This window comes from Nodularia harveyana UHCC-0300, from assembly GCF_034931085.1.
GTDB lineage: Bacteria > Cyanobacteriota > Cyanobacteriia > Cyanobacteriales > Nostocaceae > Nodularia > Nodularia harveyana.
This window is the reverse complement of sequence record NZ_JAYGHG010000004.1, coordinates 54,293-81,132: the sequence shown is the minus strand read 5'-3', so window position 1 is coordinate 81,132 and position 26,840 is coordinate 54,293. Positions and strand designations below refer to the sequence as shown.

Genomic DNA, 26,840 nt, shown 5'->3' with positions numbered 1-26,840 from the left:
TTGTAGAGGCTTAGACAATGATTGAAATGAGAGTCGCTGGCATAGCATTAGATGCCATAACCCGCAGTCCCATCGTACTTTTGAAAGATGCCTCAGATCGGCGGGCTTTGCCAATTTATATTGGACAGGAACAGGCGAAGGCAATTATGGGGGCGTTAGAAAATCAAAAGCCTCCCAGGCCATTAACACACGATTTAATTGTGAATCTTTTAGAGTCATGTTCCATGATTCTAGAAAAAGTAATTATTCACTCCTTACAAAAGGACACATTTTATGCAGCCTTAATTGTTCAGCAGGGTGAAATCAAAAAAGAAATTGATGCGCGTCCCAGCGATGCGATCGCCATTGCTCTCCGTACCAATTCACCCATCTGGGTCATGGAAGAAGTAGTTTCTGATGCTTCCATCCCTGTAGATCGTGACGCTGATGAAGCAGAACAGCAAGCCTTCCGGGAATTTATCTCCAATCTTCGTCCTGAAGACTTAATTAAGCGCTTTGGTAATCAGTGACTGGGAGTTGGGGACTGGGGACTGGGATTTGTGGCAAAATCATTTTCTCTAGCCTCATCTCTTCCTCATCTTCTTAGTCACCACCAAGCCTATGCAATACCGACGCTTTGGAAAAACAAACCTATACCTCTCGGTTTTCTCTTTGGGAACAATGCGCTACTTGGCTGATAGCGAAAATGCTCGCCAGACCATAGCCACAGCACTAGCCTTGGGAGTAAATCATCTCGAAACAGCCAGAGGTTATGGCAAAAGTGAAGAGTATCTCGGTGCAGCTATCAAAAGCGGACTATCACTACCCCGTTCTCAGGTTTGCATCACCACCAAAATCCCGCCGACAAATGATGCTGATAGTATGCGTCGGTGCATCAACGAATCCCTAGAACGATTAAATCTCGATTATCTAGATTGCTTAGGGATTCATGGCTTAAATACTTGGGAGCATCTCCAGTGGGTACAAGCCAACAATGGCTGCATGAAAGCCGTCCAGGAAGCTGTTGATGACGGTCGAGTGCGACACGTTGGTTTTTCCACCCACGGTTCATTAGATATAATTCTATCAGCAATCAATACAGACTTTTTTGAATTTGTCAATCTCCATTATTACTATTTTTTCCAACGTCATACCCCAGCAATTCAGTTAGCTACTGAAAAGGACATGGGCATTTTTATCATTTCCCCAGCTGATAAAGGTGGTCGCCTCTACACCCCACCCCAAACATTAATAGACCTTTGTCAGCCTTATTCACCTTTAGAATTAAATTATCGATTTTTACTCAGTGATCATCGGATTACTACCTTGAGTGTTGGTGCAGCTAACCCAGACGAATTAAAAGAACCGTTAGCATTTGCTGATAGCGATCATCAATTAATGCCAGAGGAAATCTTAGCATTTCAACAGTTAGAAAAATATCAAAAAACTACATTAGAAACTGATAAATGTAGCCAATGTTATGCCTGTTTACCTTGTCCAGAAAATATCCATATTCCCGAAATTCTAAGGTTAAGAAATCTGGCAGTAGCCTATGAAATGAATGATTATGGAAAATATCGTTATGGAATGTTTGAAAATGCTGGTCACTGGTTCCCTGGAATGAAAGCTAACCGTTGTACAGAATGCGGTGAATGTTTACCGCGATGTCCAGAAAACTTAAATATTCCTGCTTTACTAGAAGATACTCACGAAAGATTAAGCGGTAAAAATAGAAGAAGACTGTGGGAATAATTCGTAATTAAGATGATTGGACTGAACACGTTAGAATATTTGTAGGCATCGCTACAGGAAAAAACTATGCAAGTCAAACAACAGCGATATTATACGCCAGAGGAATATTTAGCCTTAGAAGAGGCTGCTGATTATAAAAGCGAATATATTGACGGGGAAATAATTCCAATGGCAGGTGGAACAATAGATCATAACCAAATCGCACTCAACCTAAGTAGTGAGTTGAATTTTGCTTTCAAACGGCAAAACTATCGAGTTTTTATGGGTGATGTTCGTCTATGGATACCGCAAAAGCGTATCTATACTTATCCTGATGTGATGATTTTGGCAGGTGAACCAGAATTTTTCAATAACCGAAAAGATATAATTGTTAATCCACAGGTGATTTTTGAGGTTTTATCAAAATCGACCAAAGGCTATGACCGTGAGAATAAATTTGAGGCTTACCGAACTATTTCTACGTTTCAAGAGTATTTACTAATTGACCAAACCCGGATTCATGTAGAGCAATTTTCTAAGACTGGGAAAAAGCAATGGTCGCTACGTGAGTATGATGAGGAAGATCAGGCGATCGCACTCAATACTATACCCTTTGAAATTTCCCTACAAGATTTATACAACAAAGTTAAATTTGAGCCTGTGGAGTCGAATGTTGATGAATACAGTTGAAGCAGACGCTAGTTTTGCTAAAGTGAGAAGTATCACAACTACTTTTACTAACACCAGTCATTAGCTCTTTGTTGTCTCTGGCTAAAAAATTATGTTAAAGAGCGTAAAAATAGAGAATTTTCGAGGTTTCAAATCTTTCGAGCTTCAGCAGCTAGGTAGAATTAATCTGCTCGTGGGTGAAAATAACAGTGGTAAAACATCCATATTAGAAGCTATTCAACTCTTATGCTCACGGACTAATCTTGAGCCACTCGGTGAAATAATGATCAATCGCGGTGAATATTTTTGGAGTGATAATCTCAGAGAAGAACGTGAACTTGATATCTCTCATTTATTTTATAATCATGAATTTCAGCTAGATAATACATTTTCAATTTCAGGAATTAACGATGATGTTAAAGAGAATTTTTCTATAACTATAGTTGAACAAAAATCACAGATTTATTCTTCTTTGAATGAGTCTAATTTGGATGAGGAAGTCAAAAAAAAATTTATTGCCGATTTTTTATTTAGTCATGTCACAAAAGCCATAAATTTAAAAGTTATTTGGCAGCAAGAAGAAGAAACAGAATTTTTAAACTTACGTTTATCAGATAATAACTGTTTAGATTTAAAATTAATTAAAGGTTCTAGCCGGGATGAAAAAAATAACGCACCTAGAACTATATTTATTAATTCTTCTTCTCTAAATACTGCGAAAATGACAGAGTTCTTTGATGAAGTAGTGTTAAATCCTGAAGAAAAATTAGTAACGGAAGCACTGAGAATTATTGATAAAAAAATTGAACGTATTGCTCCAGCCAATGTCCAAAAAGCTAGTCAAATGATGAGATTACGTTCTGCTGAATCACATACTGGCTTTTATGTACGTCTTGCTGATAGTAAACAGCGTGTACCAATTGGCAGTATGGGGGATGGTATTTGGCGCATCTTAGGAATTATACTAGCTACTGTGTGCGCTAAAGATGGATATTTATTTATAGATGAAATTGATACGGGACTCCATTTTACTACCATGTCCGATATGTGGAAAATGATTTGGCAAACAGCCAAAAAATTAAATGTACAAGTTTTTGCCACTACACATAATAGTGATTGTTGGCAAAGTTTAGCCGATATTGCAGAACAAGAAGATACAACTGAAGATGGTATTAGAATTCATAGAATTGAAAAAGGTAAAGAAAAAAGTATCGTTTTTATTGAACCTGAAATTGTGATTGCTGCTGAAGAAAATATTGAGGTTCGTTAATAATGCCAAGCAAGGAGGAGAAATCGACAAAGCGGCTAATTGTTGAGGGTGACCAAGATAAGCGAGTAATACCGTATCTTATCGAAGCGAATGGAACTCCTTGGCCAAGAGGTAACGAACCAGTTTATATCAAACCTCGCGGTAGTAATGATTTTAATAGTCATTGGATATCTACTCAACTGAAAGGAACAGGATTGACCCATCTTGGTTTGATACTAGACGCAGATGAAAATTCATCGACTAGTTGGGAAAGTATTAGAAATGCTTGTTTACCAAGTATTCGTGATATTCCTCAAGAAATACCTGAAACCGGACTTATTCATATTACTAATACTGGAATTAAATTTGGTATCTGGATTATGCCAGATAACCAACAAAAAGGTATGCTAGAAACTTTTTTAGCTTATATGATTTCTCATGAAAACCAACCACTCTGGAAATATGCTCAGGAAATAGTCGCAGAATCAAAAAATCGAGGAGCAAAATTTATACCTTTTCATCATGATAAAGCTTGTATTTACACATGGTTAGCATGGCAAGATCCACCAGGACGACAACTACATAATGCTATTGAAGAGAAAATTCTGCATCCAAAGCATCCAAAGGCACAGGTATTTGTTAACTGGTTTAAAAATTTGTACGATTTATAACCTGGTGATATTTAGAATAAGCTAATTGCACCCTATAAATATATTAAATATGATAAAAAAAGGGTAAACGTTGAGAGACCACTAATGACTACCACCAAAATTCACTTAGTTGTTGGCATTCATAACGTTACCCTAACAGTGTTTTATACTGAAGAAGATGATTCCTGGCAGTTCCGGTTAATTAGTCCTGGTGGCGCAGTATTTGGTGAGCGTAAGCTTTACTATACGCCCAAAGCAGCCGAGAAAGCAGCACGAGAATGGATGGAACAAGGCAATTAAAAGCACAAGATCAATTTTCCATTTCCGCCAGTCCCTCTAAATGAAAAGCCAAATTATTCAGCGCCATTTCAATTTCAGAACTGTAAGGAATCCTGCGCCATTTTGGGGTAGTAGCATTGTCCATCGCAGTTGTTTCCAGATATTCAGCAACAACCTTGAGTTTTTCGGGATCTGTAGTAGCTGTTGCTAAATTTTCTAAAAATTCTTGAGGTGTCATCGATTTCCTACAAATAAGTAACAGTATGAAAATTCAGTACTGCTATGAGGATAACTACTGCACCATCATCAGTCTGTTCACCATACTCATGTTTTCCACTGTTATGTTCTGTTAATTGCACCTATGATCAAAAACAATATTTCATTAAACTCTCAACTTTCTCCTCAAACTCCCGAACTAGTTAATATAAATTACAGTCAATTAAATTATTGCTACTTCCTAAATTATCATTACCTGAAATCTAATGGCCCTGAGATTTTCTCAAGACGTGAAGTTACTCCTGCAACGCCTAGCGGAAAACCCACTGACTCTAGGTAATATCATCTCAGAAACTTCAGAACGCGGTTTTAGCTTAGTCATTGCATTATTAGTATTACCCTTTTTATTTCCGACACCACCAGGCTTCAGCACCGCTCTTGGTATTACTTGCTTGTTGATGTCAGCACAGATGGCTTTAGGAAGGCGTAAACCTTGGCTACCAAAAAAGATTGCTAGTATAAAATTTCCACATTGGTTTGCCCAACAATTATTACAAAACTTACAACGATTCACTAAGTGCTTAGAAAAAATCTCCCGCCCGCGTTTTGAAAAACTTACTCAACATCAGATGACTTGGCGTATCAATGGAATATGTCTTACTTGGTTAGCATTATTATTAATGTCGCCATATCCTCCTTTCTCCAATTCGGTTCCCGCTATTGGAATGTTACTCTTGGCAGTAGCGACCATTGAATCTGATGGCATATTGATGGCTTTGGGCTATATCATCACTATTTTAAATACTTTGTTTTTCGGGTTTGCTTTTTATGTATTATATTCAGGAGCTACTTATTTAATACCTAGTATTTTTCGGTAGACTATACCAGTCTACGAAGAACTTACTTTAAAATAAAAATAATTCCATATTGTCTATCTACTGGATAAAAATGCTAATCTTTCTAGAGTTTATTAATAAAAATATTGATTGTATACCTGTTTAAAAGCTGATTAAAGTCATCATGAAAAACGATACTTACCAAAACCCCGAATTTTCTCCTGAAATTCCCCCTAATAATGATTGGGATAGTCACCTTTATGAAGAGCAACACGCTTTCGTTTGGGAATATGGAGAAAAATTGCTGGAATTGCTCAATCCTCAACCAGGAGAATCCATTTTGGATTTGGGATGTGGTACGGGACAACTCACTGAAAAAATTTCTCTGAGTGGTGCAGAGGTAATGGGAATTGATAGTGCATCTGCGATGGTTGAGAAAGCTAAACAAAACTATCCCCATTTATTATTTGATGTCGCTGATGCCAGAAACTTTCAACTAGACCAGCCATTAGATGCAGTATTTTCTAACGCGAGTTTGCATTGGGTCAAAGAACCAGAAGCGGCGATCGCCTGTGTGCATCAAGCACTAAAATCAGGAGGGCGTTTTGTCGCCGAGTTGGGTGGTAAAGGAAACGTACAGGCCATAACCGAAGCTTTGTACAGTGGTTTAGACGTACTGGGTATCCCCAAACTAGAAATATCAAATCCTTGGTATTTTCCCAGCATTGGCGAATACACCACCCTCTTAGAAAAGCAAGGTTTTGATGTCACTTATGCCATCCTATTTAACCGTCCCACTCCCTTAGCAGACAAACAAGCCGGAATAGCCAACTGGATTAAAATGTTTGCGGGCAACTTCATATCAGGATTATCTCCTGACCAAAAAACACAACTTGTTCATCATGTAGAGCAGTTACTTTCACCGCAAATGTACTGTGATGGTACTTGGAAGGCTGACTACAAAAGACTTCGTTTTTTTGCCCTCAAAGTTTAGCCAACACCGATAAATGATCACCACATTAAAGATTAAGCGTGAATTAAAAATGCTGTAGGTTTATGCTGAGAAACAAATTATTTAGCCCCAAAATATCGCTCTTTTTACTGCTAACTATTCACCTCAGTACAATTTTTCTGATACCAATCTCACCTTCACTAGCAGAAATAGCCCCAATCCCATCGCCTTCAGATGCGCCTGTGGAACATGAGTCTCAAGGTACTGTAATCACAGTCAATACCATTAACCCAGAAGGATTAACTACACCTAGTTTATGGTGGGAAAAACAAAATTCACAAAACAAGCTTTTAGATAAATGGATCACATATCCAGCTAACGACAAAGAACCTGCTAGAGTTGACCTCATAGTTAATCAGCAAATTTGGAGCTTGCTAGACTATATAGAACGCTACGACTTTGTAAATCGCTTAGGTAACAGTGCTAGACAGGAAAGTCACAATTTGCGAGTTTTGAATGATCAAAACAACCTTTTGGCAACTTATACCTGTAATTTTGTCACAACTCCAGCATCATGCCGTATCCAGATAAATAGTCAAAATAGATTAGGATTGTTGCGTTCTTTCTAAAAGCTAGCTAGTCAACCTAATTTCCTATTCTTGCTTAATTTTGGCAAACAAAGACTCATACTGCTCAATTACTGATGGAGATAAGGACAGCAGAAATTCGCTTTTGTCGAAAACTTCACTATTACTCTGTAATAGACTTTTAAATGGTTCCTGAAGGTCAGATGGGACATTATTAGAAGAAATTGGCGAATTACTTCTAGTTAACAGAGATATTTGTTCCGCAATCGTTGGTTGCAAACAAAAATCAACCCACTGGGATGAAAAAGTATCTTGCTTCACTCCTTTGGGACGTACCCATAAATCCGCCCAGATTGCTGTTCCTGATTTGGGGACCAATGCAGTCAATTGGGGATAACGCGGCAGCAAGGGTATGATATCGCTAGACCAACCAACAGCTAGCCAAGTATCTCCAATAATGAGCGGTTCTAGGTAATGATTGGAACTGTAAAACTTGACTTGTCGGTTGAATTTCCTGAGTTCATTTTCTAACTCTGGTATGGTGTCGAGATTTTCTGTGTTGTAGGATTTTCCTAGCTTTTTCAAAACTAGACCGATGACTTCTCTAGATTGATTGACTACAGAAATTCGGTCTTGCAATTCGTCTCGCCACAAATCATTCCAATCCTCTGGTGTCCAACCCAAACTCTGAAATTTTTGACGGTTATAAATAATTATGGTACTACCCCAACGGTAAGGAGCAGCCCAAACTTTGCCTTGAGTATCCAGATTTCCTTGCTCATTGCGCGTTACCAGTTGTTGCCACCTTTTATCTAAAGCAGACCACTGTTTTACCTCTGTTTCTTCTAGTGGTTGAATCAATTTCTGTTCAATGGCGGCTTTCAGCCAATAATCGCCTAATGTCACTAAGTCAGATGCAACTGCTGGTGAGGATTCCCTAAATGGGATAAAACGACTCCAAAATGATTCATCAGTGGTTTTTGATGGATTTTGCCAACCTTGCAATTGTTTAAATAAATCCTGTATCTGCTCAACAGGAGTAAAATTTAACTCGATTTTTTGCTGTAGACTTTTCTGAAACTGACGAACTATCTGACCGGGTATGGAACCTTTTAATAACTGGATATGGAATTGAGTCTGGTTGCTATTACCACAACCAACTAACATCTGTGAAAGAGCCAGTCCACCAGCACCCATCAAAAAAGATCGTCTTTGCATCAACTTTGAATTTTGAATTTTGGACTTTTGACTATACATAAATCAAATATGTGAAATTATACCCTAATTGCTTATGAGACTGTATTTTCAGAATACGTCAGGTCAAACTCAGTGAGATGCTAGGAACTCCAAAGCGGGGGGAAAATATTTACTGATCATATCTTGATAAATTTTGGGAAAAATTAAATAATTCAAAAGTAAAGTTGATATCACCTGTAAACTGCGTAACATGAAGAAAATATCCAGAAGACGGTATTAAATGGAGTCATTACAAACGCAGATCCTGAATTTAAGTCATAAAGTTGATGCTATTTACCAGCTAATTGAAAAACTTGAGAGTAAAGTTGCTCAAGGTTTCTTGGAATTCTCTGTAGCAAATACACGGGAGAAGAATGATTGTGGGGACAATAGTGATGATATGGGTCGCTACCAGTTCAAAGGACAGATGAGTTTGCATCCCCAACTGGAACATAAGGATATCTTGATGGATGGGATGTCTTTGGAGATCCATCGCCAAGGTGGGGATAAGAATTTAACACCGGAAATTCAAATACAACGACTAACAGCACAGTTGACGGCAGCATATAATCGTATTGCTGCTTTGGAAGAACAGTTAATGAAAATGAGAATTCATTAAATTCAGGACTTACGCAGCAATTACCAAAAATCTTGATTTATCGTTCGCGTAGCGCATACCGCCAAGCCGCCAAGAAAACGTAGATTATGCGTAAGTCCTAAAATTATAGATAATTGATCAGCTGTTCTAGTTGAGCTTCAATAGCTGTTAAAAGTTGATGTTGTTGCCAGTTTTGGTGGAGATAGGCGGCGATGCAAGCAGACCCAGCCCCTATACCTTCTTTTACAAAGCCCTGCTCATAGGCTTGGAGTTGGGGATAACGGGAGTTAGCAAAACTTAATTGTGTCGCCAGTAGAGGAGGGATTGTTTTTCCTAAGCTGAGGGCTAAGTCAACAGTGTTACCCGTGGGATCTTCTGCTACCCAACGAGTTGTACCCACGACTACTTCTGCTGGTTCCCAAGATAAGCTGTAGGCTTCGGCGATCGCATTAATTAAAGCATAAACCGCCAGCATTTGTGTCCCACCCGCTAGCAACACCCCACAATGACGACTAGCTGCGATCGCCATTCCCGCTACCACCACCTGCATAGGATCACCTACCGCCGCCACCAGAGCTAAAGGATCTATTACCACCGACGAGGAAGATAATAAATTTACCCCGGTATTTCTCATCCTCTCCAGTCCAGATTGAACTACTGTCCACTTTTGGGTATGATTACATACAGGATGACTACTGTTGACTTTACCCTCTGCATCTATACCTAAACCAGTTAAAATGGCCAGAGCAGTTGTCGTACCTCCCACAACGCACTCACCTAAAATCACATATCCTGATTGAACGCTAGCAGCCAGGCGTTCTCCCCACAATAGCCCTTGCTTCAGTAAATGGTGTACCCTACTAATTTCCATCGCAGCACCTTGACTCAAACACTTAGCCGGAGAGCCACCCAAATCAATCACTGGTACAGCCGGAGGCTGAGGTAAGCCAGCGTTAAACAAATAAACGGGAATATTCAGAGCCTCAACAACAGCACGAGAAATTATCACAGGTGAAGCACCCGCAGTTAGTGGTGGTAAAGGATAGAGAGGTTTTCGTCCTCCGCCATAATATAAAAATTCCGCATCAGCACAAGCCGTATACCGTCGAGCTTCTGGAGTACTACCAGCCGCCGAAATACCTGGAATTAGACCAGTATCAGTAAAACCTAAAACACAGGCAAATACAGGTAAACAATTCCTATACTTAGAAATCCATTTCTCACCCTGTTCTACTTGGGTATAAATACGAATCAATTATTCAACCTTCATAATCCATAAGAACCTGCACCCATTCTGGCGGACGGGGAATAGAATTTCCCAAGCGATCCAATAATAGCCATGCTGCTAGGTGTACCATAAACAGATAAATAAAATTATTCAGGACAATTAAAGCGACAGCTCCCATTTGCACCAAAAACAAACTCGGACTAGCTAATAATTGCAGCCTCAGAAATGCCCACTCTATGAGTTCCGTTACCTGGTTAATTGCATAAATCCACAGGTCTTCACCCGACAATACAGACAGCAACCACAGGCGAAAAAATACCCCTAATGAACCCAAAAGTGTACCCAAAGTGATAGATACAATCCAGGGAACACGACGATGCCAGGTTGCGCCTAAAAGCACACCCATAAAAGCAAAGGGCATAACAAATAATAAACTACGAACCGGCCCCATTAGCACTGATAGTAGCAAACCGGAAGTAATAGCAGCCATCCAGGCAGCTCTTTTACCCCAACGTAGGTAAACTAAAGCTATGGGTACGGGAAACAGTATTCTTAATACCGGGCCTAAAGGAAAGTAGAAATTAATAAACCAAATCAAGCTAGCTGCACTGGCTAAAAATGCTGTTTCCACCATGCGTAAAGGCGCATCAACTTTTATTTTAGGTTGCTTCAACTGCTGTTTATTCAGAGAGTTGGGAACCGGGGATGGGGTTTCATCTGGTAGGGAATCTGAAATGCTCATGGTGAAAAAAGTGTGAATGACTTTGCGGTCAGTCTTCCACTATAGTGATTACTGCGAATTGGTGATCAATTAAAGGTTTTTTAAACAATCATCTTTTCCAAAGCTGACACATCAGGAATATAAATTGTGTCACTATATCGCTTAATCAAGTCTTTTTTTTCTAATCTTGTTAATACTCTAGTAACAGTTTCCCTGGCTAGTCCACTCAAACTACTCAGTTCTCGGTGAGGTAAATTGGGGATTTCTGTACCAGTTTTTCTTTGAGTTCCCTGTCCTTCTGCCAGAAATAACAAAGTATCTGCTACTCGTGACTGACTATCAGATTCTCGCAAGCGCAGCCTACGGTTAACTTGTCGTAAACGTCGAGCCATTAATTGTGACAATCGCAGTCCCGCTAAGGGTTCTGTGTGCAGTAACTTGACAAAATCCTGAGAGGGCATACTGCCAATCATTGTCGGAGTCAGGGTAATTACATCAGTAGAGCGTGGTACTTCATCTAATGCTCCCATTTCACCAAACAATTCGCCTTTACCAATTATATTCAGTGTCACCTCTTTTCCTTCTAGGTTATAGGTACGAATTTTTACCCATCCATCTAGGATAAAATATACAGCGCCACCCCAGTCATTTTCCAGAAGAATTACTTGGTTGCTAGGGTGTGTACGGGTAACAAGATGGGTAAGAGCTAATTGAATAGCAGATTCTGGCAACCCTTGGAAAAAGGGAGCCGAAGATATAATCCCAGGATCGCTGGTGGCTTGCACAGTATATCGGTCTTCCATTAGGACAAGTTTATTTAAGCTGTTATATATAAAACAAACAAAGGCTTACATCCAGCTTAAACTATCAAAGTATAACCTTTGTAGTTAATGGCTATAGAAAGGTAAATGGGAATGAGACACAAGAAAAATAGGATAGGGTGTACTGAGTTTTCAAAGTATCAAATATTAGTCACAAGGGTGATAATCACTTAGTTGGGAGATGTTTGGGGAATCAACTTCATAGCCAAGTTGATCACCATAAAATATCAACAAACAAGATCCATGATACTCAATATATTGACACACACTCCAGAATCAGTGACTAGGGGTTATGAGTTAAAACGGTAATTCCAGGTAAAACCAGTTTGATATTGCTTCGCCCATAGGATCACCTTTTACCCGAAAGATGTTTGCTTCGGATGATGACATTTGGCTAGCAAGCGTATGTAATATACCATTTAATAGCTAAATTTATTTGGCTTTTCGCTGATATTACCCGTATAAATGAAGAGGACTTGAGGTTTCATGACGCGTAAATTTTTGCTAATGTAATATTTTTAGCTGTTAATCCAGAAAAAACTCACGCAAAAAATGCCCTCTTGCCATTCGGACATTGGTTAGTTACCTTAAGTTCTCATGTAAGTGCGATCGCTGTAGCATTTTTGGAAGTTTTGCCACTAGATGCTTCCGAGAAGCTGTAAAATCGCGTTTATGTTAAGAGAACAAAGCAGGTGATATAAAAATAAATTTGGAATACTTTATGTATTTCTAGATGCGAGATAGCCATTAAGTTAATGTATAAAACGATTCTAGTGAGGATTCATCAGGGTTCCCCACTGTGGAAAGTTCATAATTTTCATATAAGTTCAAGTACAGTTCTAGCTAAGGTAATTTAAAGTGACTTCCCGTGCAGATGAAATCCAAAAATTGATTGCAGACATTGACAACTTACTCAATAACAGTAGTAAACGCCTATCTAGGCTGTTGTCTCATCAAGCGCCGGAAACCAAAGAAGTTTTAGAGAAAACTCGTAACTTCCTGGTTCAACAAAAAGAGCGTGAGATTGTCAATAATAGTGACCCAGAACCAGAGGCGCAGAGGTCGCCTTTATTAGAGAAATTTGTTAATAAAGTCAATAACCAATCTTTAGCACAGCCAAACCCAACTGAACAGGAACAAGTTAACTTACTATTACAGCAATTAATACAGCCTTTCCAAGCAGAATTAGCTGCCATGATGGAAGAGCGAGCAAATCTAGTACAGGAAATTAGACAGCTAGAGCAAAGAAGACTGCATAACTACTCTTTAAGCCAGCAATGGGCTAACCAAGAACAGATGATTGCGGAATTTTTGCAGTTACTCATCAGCCGCATTCCATCTAATTTAACGCCACAGACGGGGGCTAATTCTGACAGTGAAAATCAGCCCAGAAATACAGAGTTAGTCTCCTCTGAGAGTCAATCTTTCTTAGAAACATCAGAACAGGCGGAACGGTTAACCCATTTGACCAGGGAACTGGATCAACGTCTACTATCCCTGGATGGGACTGTGAATTTTGTATTTGAGGCACTACAGCGCAATATAAATACTTATCATGAGTCTTTATATCAGGGGTTGGCGAGAATGCACAGTAGGGGTGTGCAGGGTGAGCAATTAATGGTGAAGTTTCTGAATAATTTAACGCAGCTGTTGCAGCAACAAGTCCCGATGGCTGTGTTATCTTTTTCAGAGTTAGAAAATAATCAACCTCTATCTCCGCTACCATCATTACCAACTGAGGGGACTAGTATTGCAAAAAATGTCATCCCATCAGTGGATACAACAACTCAGCCGCAGGAATTAAACACCCCAGAGGCTTCGTCTTCACTGATATTTAATGAAGAAGATATGGTTGTTGCAGATGATCTGGATGCAATGCTTTTAGAGCTTGGTGTCGATGATTATTTATCATCTAGTTATTCTGACAGTGCAGAGCAGCAGGATGATTTGGATTTAATTGGTGATGAAGTAGACCAACTTTATGCGAGTTTACTGGGTACTGATGATTTTTATAATGCGAGCTTTGATGTAGAAAGTCTATCGTCGAATATTTCTGAGACTACACCTGCAATTGATGGTTTAGAGCCGGAGGTAATTGCAGAAGATAATATTTCTGAGACTACACCTGCAATTGATGGTTTAGAGCCGGAGGTAATTGCAGAAGATAATGTTTCTGAGACTACACCTGCAATTGATGGTTTAGAACCGGGGGTAATTGCAGAAGATAATGTTTCTGAGGCTACACCTGCAATTCAACCAAGGGAAGAGATTCCAGATCCTTGGTTTGAGACACCAGAGATTGAGTCGGAGTCATGGAGAGAGTTGTTTTTTGAGGAAGATAGCAACGACCAGGAAGAACTAACGACGGATTTATCGGGGTCGTCGTCTACAGAAGTGGTATTGGCTGAGAATTTAGAGATGCCGCCCACCAGTGCTGATACAATTACATCTCTGAGTGAGTTATTTGGTAATGTGGTGGCTGAAAAGCTGGTTGTGAAAACAGCAGCAGTAAATACCCCAGAACAGAATTTGAGCCATCAGTCGGAAGTCGTGGTTGATGTTCCAGAGCAAAGGTATGTAGATAACTACATTTCCGCCTCGCCAACCGAAAATTTGCTTTCCCCGGAGGAGAGTCAATCTGTAAATCTGCCGGATATTACTTTGGATGAACAGCAGATTCAACAATTGAATCAGGATTTAGATACTTTTGATGATACGCTGCCCCCGGATGTGGATTTGGATATTTTCGCGGATTTTGAAAGTAGCATAGATCAGCCAATTGTGAGAGATTCTGAGACGCTGGATTTGGCTGAGTCTGATATGGATGTATTCCAGGTTAACCCGATATCTTGGCCGCAAACAGAAGCGGATTTAGATTTTAGCCCCTCAACTGAAAAACTAGGGAAAGTTAAAAAGCCTGAAATAGAAAGTTCTGTAATTTCAATTTCTGATTCTGGAAATGATCCAGATGTGGGGCTGAGTATCCAGGATTCACGGTGGTATCTAGGTCTAGATGTGGGTACAACTGGAATTTCTGCGGCTTTGTTAAATCGTTCCCATTCTGTGGTTTATCCTATCTGTTGGTCGGCGGATAATGTGGAGGGAGTTACGGCGTTTCCACCATCATTTCGTTTACCAGCAGAGGTTTATCTGCCGAGTGATTCTGTTCCTCCAGGAGAGGCTGGAAATGTTGAGGTGCAGGAGATGGCGGAACATCAGAAGCATAATTTTTACTCGGTGCAGTTGAAGCCATATTTACAGGTAGCTATTCCATATAAGAATGAAGAACAACAATGGGAACCTGTGTTGCAGTTCAATAAGTTTTCGGCGGGTCCTTTGGTTTGGGTTGTGCGATCGCTTTCTAAGTTATTGTTGACTTTAAAATCAGATCGTCACAGTACAACTCAAGGTTTAATCGCTAGTGCTGTGGGTTTAAGTGTAGAAAGTTTTTATAACATTATTAATAATCTGGCTGGTGTGATTTGCAGTTGTCCATCTGGCTGGTCGGAACAATATCGCTTTAATCTGCGGGAAGCTGTATTAACTAGTAAATTAGTGAAACATCCTCAACAGGTATTTTTTGTGGAGGAAGCGATCGCCAGTTTATTGAGTATACTGGATCACCCTAATGGTCAAGCTGTCCAAATTAGCGATTCCCAAGGTTTACATCCAGCTAAACTTAGTGATGATTCTGTGGTTGGTAACACTTTTGTGATTAATATTGGGGCAACAACAACAGAAATGGCACTGGTTGACATACCAGAAAATGGACAACAATTGACCCATAATAATTTCATGCTCCATAGTTTTGCCTACGCTAGTAATGGCATTGAGCAAGATATTATCTGTCAGTTGCTGCTTCCCCCCAAATATCGCCAAAGCCGTGAACTCAATCAGGAAGACAGTCAAACAGATACCACAAATTCTTGGCAATGGCAAACTGCAATTCCTGATTTAGATCAAATGCAGTGGGACAGTTTGGGATTGGAAGAATTAGATTTACCGCAATTAGGAGAACCAGATACCACTGCTCGCATTCGTCTCCAGCAGAGGTTAGAAAGTTCTTTGTTAGGTCAGGCGGTGTTAGATGCAGCGTTGGCTTTGAAGCTGATTTTACAACAGCAAGATTCTTATACTTTGGAATTAGCAGATCAAAAATGGGTATTACAGCGTAAGGATTTAGAAAACCAGGTATTTATCCCCTTTGTCCGCCGCTTAAACCGAGAATTTAACAAGTTATTAGTAGCTCGTGGTATACCTACCGAAGCAATTAATCAAGCTGTTTTAACTGGCGGTGTGGCTTCTTTAGGGGCTGTGAATAATTGGTTACGCCAAAAACTGCCTAATACGAAAATTATTCAAGATTCCTATTTGGGTGAAAACGGCGCTCCTCGGTGTAGTCGGGTAGCTTATGGTTTGGCGATGTTACCGTTACATCCCCAGGTTTTAGAAGAACCAAAGCAACAGTATACAGATTATTTTTTGTTTATGGAGTTGTTGCGATTGTTACCAGATAGAACTTTATCTTTTGACGAGGTTCGTCAGCTATTTGAGGGTTCTGGGATTAATACGAGCATTTGTCAGCAACGCTTATTGGCTTTTATGGAAGGTGAGTTACCGGCGGGTTTGATACCTGCAAAACCAAATGATACTTGGGTGAGCCACAATTCTCAGAATAACTCTGATTATCTGGCGATCGCATCCGCACCACTATTTGAAAAGCAAGGAAATCTCACTTATCGTCCCAATTCAACACAAGTAGCAGTTGTGCGTCGCTATTTAAATGCGATTAAAGCTAGCACTAAACAACCAATGGAGGAGCCTTATACAGTTAATTTGGCTTTACAGGTGAATGGTTAAGTGAGATATCACGACTGATACTGCTTCCATCCAAAAAAGTTAACTAATGCTAACAAGAGCCGGCTTTTTCTTCTTGCTTCATGCTGAAAGTGTAGGCACTATCCCCTTCGGGATTCAGCCAGGGTAAGCTCATGGGGGAAACTACGCTAGTTAAACCCCCAAGACCGCGCTGTTTCATTAGTCCACAGGCTAACACGGTCAACCTCACCGTTTCTTAACTTAATTTACGAGCAGCATTTATCACATTGAAACACTTTTTGAGGTAATGATAGAGATGATTTTATTGCCTAGCATAATTTTCCTGATCACCAGTATTTAGACGCAAGTAGACAAGTATCTCTGATAGCGAAGACACATATCGAGATTTTTTCTCTCGTCAATTTATCCAAGACTCTTTAAAAGAATATCAAATTAAGGTTTTAATTTTTGATTCTTTAACCCAGGAGATTGTTTTATGGAAAGAATAAATTACTCACAAATTATTCAAGATATTTTAAGCAGCCATTCGACTAATGATATAGCCAATGGGACGGAAATTCAACTGCTTTTTGATACGGAACGTCATCACTATCAAGTATTAAATATTGGTTGGAAACAACAAATTAGAACCTATGGGGTGATTATTCATGTTGATATTAAAGATGATAAAATCTGGATACAAAGAGATGGTACAGAAATCGGTATTGCTAATGAATTGATAGCTGCTGGTGTCCCTAAAGAAGATATTGTTTTAGGATTTCATGCTCCTTATAAGCGGCAATTTACAGGTTTTGCAGTGGGATAATAAATCCTTTGAGTAAATTATTTAATTATGAAAATATAGCTGAAAAATCTCATTTTTATTCCTTACGTGATCAATTATTATTTATGTTTGCGCCAGAATTACGCCAGGAATATGAAAATTATGTCAGTCAACAAGCCGCAAATTCTGGATATAGAACATTAGTTACTTCTAATTTACAACAAGCCTCAGATTTAACAGTTGCTAATCTTTTTCACTATTTTAATATTAGAGATGAATCACAAGAAGAAGTAGATAACCCTATTTCGTCACTTTCGGTAACTTAAAATCTGAACCCTCCTTTCTTCCTACTCCCTAAAATTTAGCCTTTAACACCAGTACCAGTTTCTGTGGGTACTATATAACGCTGTAAAAATACAAATAATAGTAGTATTGGGGCAATGGAAATTATAGAACCAGCCGCTACTAATCGCCAGTCTAAAGAAAATGTCCCCTGTAATTTTGCTACTCCTAATGGGAGGGTGTATAACTTCTCGTCTTGGATAACAATTAAAGGCCAGAGAAAGTCACTCCAGGAACCAATGAACACGAAAATAGACAGGGTAACTAATGCTGGGCGAATTGCTGGTAACATGATATGCCACCATAAGCCTAATTCGGAAATACCATCCATGCGGGCTGCTTCTTCTATTTCTTTGGGGACACTCATAAAGGCTTGTCGCAGTAAAAAGATGCCAAATGCTGAGGCTAAACTGGGAAAAATTATGCCTAAATAAGTATTTCTTAAGCCTAGTTGGACTGTCAAAATGTATAGGGGAATCATGACTATTTGAAAGGGAATCATGATTGTAGAAATGATGGCAATAAAGATAGAGTTACGTCCAAAAAATGATAGTCTGGCTAAGGGATAAGCGGCTAAAGAACAAAATAGTAAATTGAACCCCACGGTCAGCACTGCTACTAAGGTACTGTTATATAGGTATTGTCCGAAGGGTAGCGATCGCCATACAGTGAAGAAATTATCCAGCGTAGGTTGACTGGGTAATAACTGCGGGGGTGACTGTAAAAGATTTTCGCTAGGAGACTTTAAAGCTGTACTGATTAGCCACAGCAACGGAAATAGGGTAACAAGTGCGATCGCACCTAATAACCCATAGATTAAAATAAGTTTTAGTCGTGAATTAGGAATATTCAAGTTACTCAATTTTTCTCCTGAACATTGATCGGTAAGGTAATGATAAACTCTGTACCCTCTCCTGGTGTGGATTCAACTTCAAGGTTACCACGATGCTTATCTACCACAATTTGCCAAGCGATCGCTAGTCCTAATCCTGTTCCTTGACCCACAGGTTTAGTAGTAAATAGATGGTCAAATATTTTTTCTCTGACTTCTGCTGATATTCCCACACCGTTATCACGAATCCTGACAAAAACACGATTTTTATCTTGACTTAAACGAGTTTTAATAGTAATAATATTGGGATTTTCGGCAATCTCAAAGAAAGTATATCCTGCGTTGGCTTCCTCTAAAGCATCAATGGCGTTACTTAACAAATTCATGAAAACTTGATTAATCTGTCCAGCAAAGCATCTAATCTGAGGTAAATGATCATAATCTTTCACCACTTGAATATCTGGATGCTGGTCATTAGCTTTTAAACGATGTTTGAGAATTACCAGAGTGCTATCAATACTATCGTGAATATTATAAATAACTGGGATATCTCTATCCGAGCGCGAAAAAACCCGGAGACTATTACTAATACCCCGCATCCGCTTAACACTCTCTTCCATTGTAGAAATTAAGTTGGGTAAATCAGATCGGATATACTCCAAATCGATCTTTACTATTTGTTGAGTAATTTCTGCCACTGGTTGGGGATAATGCTGTTTATAGAGGTCAATTAAACTGAATAAATCCTGCACATATTGCACAGCAGGTTCCAAATTACCTGCAATAAAACCGATAGGATTGTTAATTTCGTGAGCGATTCCAGAGACAAGATTACCTAAAGCCGACATTTTCTCACTTTGTACCAGTTGCAGTTGTATTTGCTGTAAGTCCTGGAGAGATTTTTCAATTTGTTGAGCATAATTCTGAGACTGCTGATAAAGACGCGCATTTTTCAAAGAAATAGCCGCTTGGGAACAAATTAAATTGAGAATTTCGACGCGATCGCTTGTAAATGCCCCAGTCGTCAAGTTATTTTCTAGATATAATATTCCCAGCAATTTGCCTTGATGCAGAATCGGAGTACACAACAAACTCTTAGGCTGTTGCTCCACAATATAAGGATCAGCCAGTAGTGATGGATGCACAGATGCGTTAGTAATTATCGCCGATTCCTGTCGCCGCTTCACCATATTAATTAAACTCAGAGGTAGCTCTAAACTATCCTCCACAGGAATTGATTGTAAAACAATCGGTGTTTGTGTAGAATTTGCGATCGCCTCAATCATCAACTCCTGCTGATCCAGCAACATTAATACACATTTTTCCGCTCCCGCATTCGCAATCATCACCTGCATCAAAGTAGCCAGCAGATTTTGCAACTGAATTTCATTAGATAAAGTTTGAGAAACTTTCAAAACTGTCTCTAAATCCAGAGTAAATGAAGCATTCACAGAAGATGACTCACTGTTACTGCTTTGTGACAATGCCACAATAGTTTCATCTTTAGCCAATAATTTGGGATTCTGGGAAAAAATTGGCTCTAAAAGTTGTCGATACTGCCGTTTTAAATCCTCGACCTTAGCTTTAGCGCCCCAACGGATATAACCATAGTATGCTTGCAACATATACTCTTCGGCAATGCGATTTTTTCCCCAATCTAGATAAAATCTAGCCGTCAATTCATTTGCTAAGGCTTGATTATGAATGAAACCATTGGTTGCAGATAACTCAATAGCATGGTCATATAAATCCACTGCTGCTAAAGTTTTTCTATTCACCCGGCTCAGTTCTGCCTCTACTAGGCAATATTTATTCAGAAAATTCTCTGGACAATTATCAGCCCAAATTTTCAGTTGTTTCTGATTAGTTATGACCTGTTTTTCATATTCGTTTTTTTCATCCTGATTAGCCTCATCATAGAGATTCAATAAAATTAGCGAATAGTAAAAATTATATTCCGAATAAGTTGTATGCCCAGCAATACTATTGATAATTTCACTAGCGGCTAAAGCATCTTTTAATCCTTGCTGAAAATTCCCATTAATGCAGGATAATTGCATTTGTAAAACATAATAAATTCCTAATCCAAAAAAGCTTTTGCTAGCAATACATTCTTCTATAAATTGATTTTTAGGCAAATCATAAATTGAAACTTCTTCCATTTCTGCTGTAGTGCTTAATAATTCTAGAATAAAAAACCTAACTCCTTTTAAATTATAATCAGCAGATTGGTTTTTAGTATTAATTATAAATGGCAAATACTGTAAAATATACTCTAGAATAATATCTAGCTGAGTTCCTTGAAATAATTGATTACAAGTCTTACCAGAAATGTGATATCCCGCGTATTGTAGTTCTCCAGAATTTAATCCAGCTTCATAGCCTTGATCATGAAGTAGAGTGATACCTTTAATTGGTTTAGCCCAGAACTGAATAAAACTCGCCAGCACAAAACTTGTTTGAGATACTTGAGCTAAATAATTAAACTTTTGACTCAACTTCACGCCCAATAAACCAAACTCATAGCCAGATTGATAATCCCCCATGAATGTGCCTAAAATCAGCCCATAGCCTGAATATCCCATGGCAGATTCTGCCAAATTACCATACTGGATGGAGAGATTCATAGCTTTCAGGGAAACCAGCATATATAAATTAAAGTTGGAACTGATATAGCTAGGTGGAACTAAAGCAACTAATAATCTCACTACTAATCTTTGCTTCATATCTACCATTTCTGGTAAATCAATCAATGTAGAAATTTGGCGATCGCCAATATTTTCTTTTGCTGCGGCTAATTCTTTTTGTACTGCTGCATCTAAATCTGGTAAATCAATCTCCACATCTAGCAAACGTAATGCTTTTATTCCAGTTTCAATCGCCTCTAATAACTGTGCTTTGACAATGTATTCTACAATTAATAATTCATATATCTCACCTTGGTCACAAGGCGATTTTGCTTTCAAGAGAATTTTATCAATTAATACCAAAGATTTTTCAAAATCACCATTCAGAAACTCAGATTCTGCCAGTTCTTTATATAAAGCAAATGTGGAATTATAATCATTGTTCCAACCATCTTCACCAAGTAGATTAATTCCATGAGTAAAGTATTCCACAGCAGAAGCATAAGCTGTAGATATTTTTGCTTTACTTCCAGCCATAATATTTAGTTGAATCAGTTTATTTTTATCAACTACTTCCGTAATTAAATTAGCTCCAATATTCAACTGATTTACAATTTCAAAAATTTGATCATCCCCTGCTAATTCCGACAGGTTATTTAATAACAACTTGCCAATTTTTAAATGAGTTTTCTGTTTTTGATCATCTGGAATTAGTGCGTATGCAGCTTGCTGTACTCGGTCATGTAAAAAGCGATATCCAATAGATTTAGGAGCAGTTGGCAATTGTATGTATTCATCACCCTGGAAAAACTTATAAACATCTGTCAAAGGCAATATCAAACTCTCTTGTAAAGCTTTCCAGAGATTTATTGCTGTTTCTGTCTGGGATTTCTCATATACAACTGCTAATGTTGCCAAATCAAAAGAGTTACCAATACAAGCTGCTAATTGTAAAATTTTCTGAGATTCTGTAGGTAATTTCTGTAACTTAGCCGCCATGAAGTCTAATATATCATCGGTTAATGATAAAGCTTTAATTTCACTGATATCACATTGCCAACAAGCATTTTCCCGATTAAAATTAATCCACCCATCTTCATATAAAGACTTAATAAACTGGTTCGTAAAAAAAGGATTTCCCTGAGTTTTTTGATATACTAACTCTGTCAATGGTGCAGCCAAATCTAGAGAGCAACTAAAAGTATCAGCCACTAAATGACTTAAATGAGATTTACTCAAGGGAGGTAAACTAATTATGTTAACGACAGTCCCACTTTTATAGATTTCATCTAGAGTTAATACCAAGGGATGAATTGAGTTGACTTCATTATCTCGATAGGCTCCAATTAATAGCAAATAGCCATTATTAGTTTCAGCCATGAGTAACTGCATCAACTTCAAGGATGCCGAATCTGCCCATTGCAAATCATCCAAAAAAATAATTAAAGGATGATCTGGGTTAGTAAAAACGCGAATAAATTTTTGAAATAGTAAATTGAAGCGGTTTTGAGCTAAATTACCTGAGAGTTTTGGTATTGATGGCTGTTTTCCAATAATCTGTTCTAGCTCAGGAATGACTTCAATAATTACCTGACCTTGTTCACCCAATGCAGCCATAATCAGGGATTTCCACTGCTGTAGTTGAGTATCCGTTTCTGACAGCAATTGAGCCATCAAATCTTTAAAGGCTTGCACAAACCCTAAAAATGGAATATTACGCTGGAACTGCTCAAATTTACCTTTAATGAAGTAGCCACGTTGTCGCGCAATGGGTTTATGTATTTCATTCACCACAACAGTTTTGCCAATCCCAGAGAAACCAACCACCATAATTAATTCACTACTTCCTAAGCTGATGCGCTCAAAGGCTGCTAGTAGTTTATTAACCTCTATTTCCCGACCATAGAGCTTTTCAGAGATCATAAAACGCTCTGAAATATCCTGCTCACCTAAGTCAAAGTGGGGAATCTGATGTGTTTCTTCCCACAGGTGCAAGCATCGTTCCAAGTCATATTTTAGCCCTAAAGCACTTTGATAGCGCTCTTCGGAATTTTTAGCCATCAATTTACTGACAATATCGGATACCACTTGGGGAATATCTGAATTGAGTTCATGGATAGCAGGAGGTTGTTTAGCTATATGACAATGTACCAATTCCATAGGATCATCAGACTCAAAAGGCAAATGTCCCGTGAGAATTTCGTAGAAAGTAATACCGAGGGAGTAGAAATCACTGCGATAATCAATACCTCGATTCATCCGTCCGGTTTGTTCCGGAGACAAATAAGCTAGAGTTCCTTCTAAGATATGAGGGTTATAAAGTTCTTGAGTTTCTCTAGGTAAAAGGGAAGCAATAGAGAAATCCACCAGCTTCACTTCTCGACTATGGGGGTTAATGAGGATATTAGCTGGTTTAATATCTTTGTGGATAACTCGACACTTGTGGACTTGATCTAGAGTGGTGACAAGTTGTAAAGCAATAGGGAAAAATTCCCGGAGAATATCAGTATTGTGATTACCTTGAGTTTTCAAATCAAGATTTTGCCATTTGCTGATTTCTTCTTTCAGAGAAATTCCCCCAAAGTCTTCCATGATCAGAGCATACCGATTACCATAAGGCTCTAAACTATAGGGCTGGACGATACCAGGAATATCCAGATTTTTGGTAATGGTGTATTGGTTGCAGAATTGAACCAGTTGATGAAACTGGGGGTATTGATTCCGCATGATTTTAATCACAACGGGGGTAGAGTCAGCTTCTATCTTTCCCCGATACACAATGGTACTGGAACTTTCATAGATGGTTTCACCAATCCAATAACCAGGGATTTCTAAGTATATTCTCATTAAAATCAAGAATTTGACACTTAACAGTCACAATTCGGTTTATACTTAGTATACTCAATATCCTGAAGGAAAATCATAAAGGATAATTAATCATTAAGTCTACTGGTAGAATTACGAAAAAAATTGGTTCAAATATAGTATTTTTCAGTAATTACTGATTTTAATGGCTGATCCCAAGTATCAATGGGTACTTCCGATAAATAAGCAAAATCAAAGACAATGCCGATAGTAGGTTTATCGGCCCAAGGTGATGAACTGAGTAAGCGGTCATAATATCCACCACCATAGCCCAGACGATATCTTTGATAGTCGCAAGCTACACAGGGAACCAGAATTACATCCACTGCCGCAGGTTGAATCACGGGAGCATGAATATCTGGTTCCAGAATGCCATAAGCGCCGATGTGCAGAGGATCTTGAGGTTGCCACAAATGCCAACTTAGAGAGTCACCAACACAACGAGGAAACCCCCAATTATAGCTAGTATCTGTAAATAGTGGACTCAGGTCTGGTTCTTGACGAAAACTAAAATAAGCCAGTACGGTTTTAGCCTGACTAAATAGAGGATAACTTTGCAACTGTCTACAAATGCGATCGCTGCGTTCTCTCCATTCACCCATAGACATTGATTGCCGTTTTCCGATCAAAGTCCGACGTAAATCAACCTTCCCCATTGCCAAAATCTCTGCGAACCTTTGCGTTAAAAAAAGGTGGGCATCGCCCACCCCTAGCTATACAATTTATACTGATGCCATAGAAATCGCGTGTTGCCGATACCAATCAATGGTATTTTTTAACCCGTCTTTAAAGCTGACTTCAGCTGTAAAGTTAAAAGCTTGCTTGGCGCGTTCAGTATCTAAACAGCGCCGTGGTTGGCCGTTAGGTTTATCTGTTTCCCAGACAATTTCACCATCAAACTCCATCAATTCACAGATGAGAGTAATTAAATCGCGGATAGAAATTTCCTGACCAGTTCCTAAATTAACAGGCTCAGAGTCATTGTAGGATGTAGTACCCATAACAATGCCTCGCGCTGCATCTTGGGAATAGAGAAACTCACGAGTAGGGCTACCATCACCCCAAACGGGAAGTTGTTTTTCTCCCTTGATCTGGGCTTCATGGACTTTGCGAATTAAAGCCGGAATCACGTGAGAACTTTTGGGGTCAAAGTTATCTTCAGGTCCGTATAAATTAACTGGTAACAAGTAAATACCATTAAAACCATACTGCTGGCGATAAGCTTGTAACTGCACTAGTAAGGCTTTTTTAGCAACTCCATAGGGAGCGTTAGTTACTTCTGGGTAGCCATTCCAGAGGTCATCTTCTTTGAATGGTACTGGTGTAAAGTTGGGATAAGCACAGATAGTACCAACACAAACGAATTTTGCTACTCCAGCTTGATAGGCAGCGTGGATCAGCTGAGTACCCATGATCAAGTTATCGTAAAATAACTCTGCGGGTTTTTCACGGTTTAGGCCAATACCACCAACATGAGCTGCTAAGTGGATAATAATGTTTTGCTGGTCAACTGCACGTTGGCAATTTTCCCAGACACGTAAATCATGGTCACGCGATCGCGGTATTGTAATTTTGGCACTATCAGCCCCAGCCTGACACAGCTGATCGATCACCTGACGACCCAGAAAACCTGCGCCACCAGTGACGAGAATCCGTTGATTTTTGAGTTCTAAGGCAGTCATAATTTTATTATCTACGGTATAAATCAGAAGTGAAGAGCGCCCAGTTCTTGACGAATAGTAGCCATATCATTAGAAGGTATAGCATTGCCATTGGGTGAAGTATGACCCAAAGCCCGCAAGTCTGCTTCTACCATGAGAGCCACTAATTCGTCAAAGGTGACTGATGGTTCCCAACCCAACTTTTGTTTTGCCTTTGTCGGATCGCCAATCAATAAGTCTACTTCCGCCGGACGAATATAGCGATCGTCAAACTCAACATAATCTTCCCATTTGAGGTTGACATAACTAAAGGCTTTTTCCAAAAATTGCCGCACCGAATAAGTTTCACCCGTAGCGATTACGTAATCATCAGGCTGTTCTTTCTGCAACATTAACCACATTGCTTTTACATAATCTTTAGCGTAGCCCCAATCTCGTTTGGAATCGAGATTACCCATATAAATTTTCTTCTGTTGACCCGCCACAATTTTAGCCACTGCTCTGGTAATTTTGCGGGTAACAAAGGTTTCACCCCGCCGTGGTGACTCGTGGTTAAACAGTATGCCATTACAAGCAAATAAATTATAAGACTCACGATAATTCACTGTTTGCCAATGGGCGTAAACTTTGGCGCAAGCATAGGGACTGCGGGGATAAAACGGCGTTGTTTCGCTTTGGGGTACTGCTTGGACTAAACCAAACATTTCTGAGGAACCAGCTTGATAGAAACGTACTTGAATACCTGTGCGTTGCTGGTAGTCCCTAATTGCTTCTAATAAACGCAGTGTTCCCATTCCCACTGCATCAACTGTGTATTCTGGTGAGTCAAAGCTGACTCTGACATGAGATTGAGCGCCCAAGTTATAAATTTCTGTGGGTTGGACTTGTTCTAAAATCCGGCGTAGGGTCGTACCATCAGTTAAGTCACCATAGTGAAGAAATAACCTCGCCCCCTCTTTGTGCGGATCTTCATACATATGATCAATGCGGTCTGTATTAAAGGTTGAAGTCCGGCGAATAATACCATGCACTTCATAACCTTGCTCTAGCAAAAGCTCACTCAGGTATGAACCATCTTGACCAGTAATACCAGTAATTAAGGCGCGTTTTTTTTCGGTCATGCTGTATTTTTCCTTGTTATTTTGGGTAAGATGTCTAT

At 39.1% G+C, this 26,840-nt stretch carries 25 protein-coding genes; 14 read left to right on the top strand and 11 right to left on the bottom strand.

Annotation, left to right across the window (positions count from 1 at the left end):
- The first annotated feature begins 17 nt into the window (after positions 1 to 17).
- From VB620_RS04060 to VB620_RS04035, 6 genes are all read left to right on the top strand, one after another.
- Positions 18 to 509: a bifunctional nuclease family protein gene (locus VB620_RS04060; RefSeq protein WP_323194862.1), complete on the top strand. Its 492-nt coding sequence runs from the start codon at positions 18 to 20 to the stop codon at positions 507 to 509.
- Positions 510 to 600: 91 nt separating this feature from the next.
- Positions 601 to 1,731: an aldo/keto reductase gene (locus VB620_RS04055; protein ID WP_323194861.1), complete on the top strand. Its 1,131-nt coding sequence runs from the start codon at positions 601 to 603 to the stop codon at positions 1,729 to 1,731.
- Between the two features lie 66 nt (positions 1,732 to 1,797).
- Positions 1,798 to 2,400 (top strand): Uma2 family endonuclease, encoded by a 603-nt coding sequence (locus VB620_RS04050; RefSeq protein WP_323194860.1) that lies wholly within the window; start codon positions 1,798 to 1,800, stop codon positions 2,398 to 2,400.
- Positions 2,401 to 2,491: 91 nt separating this feature from the next.
- Entirely contained in the window at positions 2,492 to 3,649 is a 1,158-nt protein-coding gene (locus tag VB620_RS04045; protein ID WP_323194859.1) for an AAA family ATPase, read from the top strand.
- A 2-nt stretch (positions 3,650 to 3,651) separates the two neighbouring features.
- Positions 3,652 to 4,299, top strand: coding sequence for a DUF3226 domain-containing protein (locus tag VB620_RS04040; protein WP_323194858.1), 648 nt, complete (start codon positions 3,652 to 3,654; stop codon positions 4,297 to 4,299).
- 84 nt (positions 4,300 to 4,383) lie between these two features.
- Entirely contained in the window at positions 4,384 to 4,578 is a 195-nt protein-coding gene (locus VB620_RS04035) for a hypothetical protein (RefSeq protein ID WP_323194857.1), read from the top strand.
- Between the two features lie 10 nt (positions 4,579 to 4,588).
- On the opposite strand, the gene VB620_RS04030 is transcribed toward VB620_RS04035, so the two are convergent.
- Entirely contained in the window at positions 4,589 to 4,795 is a 207-nt protein-coding gene (locus tag VB620_RS04030) for a hypothetical protein (RefSeq protein ID WP_323194856.1), read from the bottom strand.
- Positions 4,796 to 5,039: 244 nt separating this feature from the next.
- Here VB620_RS04030 and VB620_RS04025 point away from each other — a divergent pair, with 244 nt between their 5' ends.
- The 3 genes from VB620_RS04025 (at position 5,040) to VB620_RS04015 (ending at position 7,190) form a co-directional block, all read left to right on the top strand.
- Complete coding sequence (locus tag VB620_RS04025) at positions 5,040 to 5,651, top strand: exopolysaccharide biosynthesis protein (protein WP_323194855.1); 612 nt, start codon at positions 5,040 to 5,042, stop codon at positions 5,649 to 5,651.
- A gap of 142 nt (positions 5,652 to 5,793) precedes the next feature.
- Positions 5,794 to 6,603, top strand: a complete 810-nt coding sequence (locus VB620_RS04020; protein WP_323194854.1) for a class I SAM-dependent methyltransferase — start codon at positions 5,794 to 5,796, stop codon at positions 6,601 to 6,603.
- 62 nt (positions 6,604 to 6,665) lie between these two features.
- On the top strand, positions 6,666 to 7,190 hold the full coding sequence (locus VB620_RS04015; protein ID WP_323194853.1) for a hypothetical protein: 525 nt from the start codon (positions 6,666 to 6,668) through the stop codon (positions 7,188 to 7,190).
- 24 nt (positions 7,191 to 7,214) lie between these two features.
- On the opposite strand, the gene VB620_RS04010 is transcribed toward VB620_RS04015, so the two are convergent.
- Positions 7,215 to 8,366: an extracellular solute-binding protein gene (locus VB620_RS04010; RefSeq protein WP_323194852.1), complete on the bottom strand. Its 1,152-nt coding sequence runs from the start codon at positions 8,364 to 8,366 to the stop codon at positions 7,215 to 7,217.
- A gap of 259 nt (positions 8,367 to 8,625) precedes the next feature.
- Between VB620_RS04010 and VB620_RS04005 the strand changes: the two genes are divergently transcribed.
- Positions 8,626 to 9,003, top strand: coding sequence for a hypothetical protein (locus tag VB620_RS04005; protein ID WP_323194851.1), 378 nt, complete (start codon positions 8,626 to 8,628; stop codon positions 9,001 to 9,003).
- Between the two features lie 103 nt (positions 9,004 to 9,106).
- Here the strand turns inward: VB620_RS04005 and cobT are convergent, their stop codons facing one another.
- The 3 genes from cobT to VB620_RS03990 form a co-directional block, all read right to left on the bottom strand.
- A complete protein-coding gene (gene cobT, locus VB620_RS04000) occupies positions 9,107 to 10,237 on the bottom strand; it encodes a nicotinate mononucleotide-dependent phosphoribosyltransferase CobT (protein WP_323194850.1) in 1,131 nt (376 codons plus the stop codon).
- Positions 10,238 to 10,241: 4 nt separating this feature from the next.
- Positions 10,242 to 10,952, bottom strand: coding sequence for a DUF2232 domain-containing protein (locus VB620_RS03995; protein ID WP_323194849.1), 711 nt, complete (start codon positions 10,950 to 10,952; stop codon positions 10,242 to 10,244).
- 80 nt (positions 10,953 to 11,032) lie between these two features.
- Entirely contained in the window at positions 11,033 to 11,734 is a 702-nt protein-coding gene (locus tag VB620_RS03990) for a Crp/Fnr family transcriptional regulator (RefSeq protein ID WP_323194848.1), read from the bottom strand.
- Between the two features lie 876 nt (positions 11,735 to 12,610).
- On the opposite strand from VB620_RS03990, the gene VB620_RS03985 reads away from it, so the two are divergent.
- Positions 12,611 to 16,612: a hypothetical protein gene (locus VB620_RS03985; RefSeq protein WP_323194847.1), complete on the top strand. Its 4,002-nt coding sequence runs from the start codon at positions 12,611 to 12,613 to the stop codon at positions 16,610 to 16,612.
- Positions 16,613 to 16,661: 49 nt separating this feature from the next.
- On the opposite strand, the gene VB620_RS03980 is transcribed toward VB620_RS03985, so the two are convergent.
- Positions 16,662 to 16,790 (bottom strand): hypothetical protein, encoded by a 129-nt coding sequence (locus VB620_RS03980; RefSeq protein WP_323194846.1) that lies wholly within the window; start codon positions 16,788 to 16,790, stop codon positions 16,662 to 16,664.
- Positions 16,791 to 16,947: 157 nt separating this feature from the next.
- On the opposite strand from VB620_RS03980, the gene VB620_RS03975 reads away from it, so the two are divergent.
- The 3 genes from VB620_RS03975 to VB620_RS03965 are packed head-to-tail and all read left to right on the top strand — an operon-like array spanning position 16,948 to position 17,680.
- Positions 16,948 to 17,079 (top strand): element excision factor XisH family protein, encoded by a 132-nt coding sequence (locus VB620_RS03975; RefSeq protein WP_323194996.1) that lies wholly within the window; start codon positions 16,948 to 16,950, stop codon positions 17,077 to 17,079.
- Positions 17,067 to 17,396, top strand: coding sequence for a XisI protein (locus tag VB620_RS03970; RefSeq protein ID WP_323194845.1), 330 nt, complete (start codon positions 17,067 to 17,069; stop codon positions 17,394 to 17,396). Before VB620_RS03975 ends, VB620_RS03970 begins: the two co-directional genes overlap by 13 nt.
- Before the next feature lie 8 nt (positions 17,397 to 17,404).
- Positions 17,405 to 17,680 (top strand): hypothetical protein, encoded by a 276-nt coding sequence (locus VB620_RS03965; protein ID WP_323194844.1) that lies wholly within the window; start codon positions 17,405 to 17,407, stop codon positions 17,678 to 17,680.
- 35 nt (positions 17,681 to 17,715) lie between these two features.
- On the opposite strand, the gene VB620_RS03960 is transcribed toward VB620_RS03965, so the two are convergent.
- The 5 genes from VB620_RS03960 to gmd all read right to left on the bottom strand — a co-directional run bounded on the left by VB620_RS03960 (position 17,716) and on the right by gmd (position 26,802).
- A complete protein-coding gene (locus VB620_RS03960; protein WP_323194995.1) occupies positions 17,716 to 18,549 on the bottom strand; it encodes a carbohydrate ABC transporter permease in 834 nt (277 codons plus the stop codon).
- A 5-nt stretch (positions 18,550 to 18,554) separates the two neighbouring features.
- Positions 18,555 to 24,002 carry an ATP-binding sensor histidine kinase gene (locus tag VB620_RS03955; RefSeq protein WP_323194843.1) on the bottom strand — a complete coding sequence of 1,816 codons (5,448 nt, stop codon included), beginning with the start codon at positions 24,000 to 24,002 and terminating at the stop codon, positions 18,555 to 18,557.
- A 128-nt stretch (positions 24,003 to 24,130) separates the two neighbouring features.
- Positions 24,131 to 24,676 carry a 5-formyltetrahydrofolate cyclo-ligase gene (locus tag VB620_RS03950; RefSeq protein ID WP_323194842.1) on the bottom strand — a complete coding sequence of 182 codons (546 nt, stop codon included), beginning with the start codon at positions 24,674 to 24,676 and terminating at the stop codon, positions 24,131 to 24,133.
- Positions 24,677 to 24,742: 66 nt separating this feature from the next.
- Positions 24,743 to 25,702, bottom strand: a complete 960-nt coding sequence (locus VB620_RS03945; protein WP_323194841.1) for a GDP-L-fucose synthase family protein — start codon at positions 25,700 to 25,702, stop codon at positions 24,743 to 24,745.
- Between the two features lie 23 nt (positions 25,703 to 25,725).
- The gene (gmd, locus tag VB620_RS03940; protein ID WP_323194840.1) at positions 25,726 to 26,802 is read right to left on the bottom strand and encodes a GDP-mannose 4,6-dehydratase; all 1,077 of its coding nucleotides are present in this window, start codon (positions 26,800 to 26,802) and stop codon (positions 25,726 to 25,728) included.
- Positions 26,803 to 26,840: the final 38 nt, after the last annotated feature.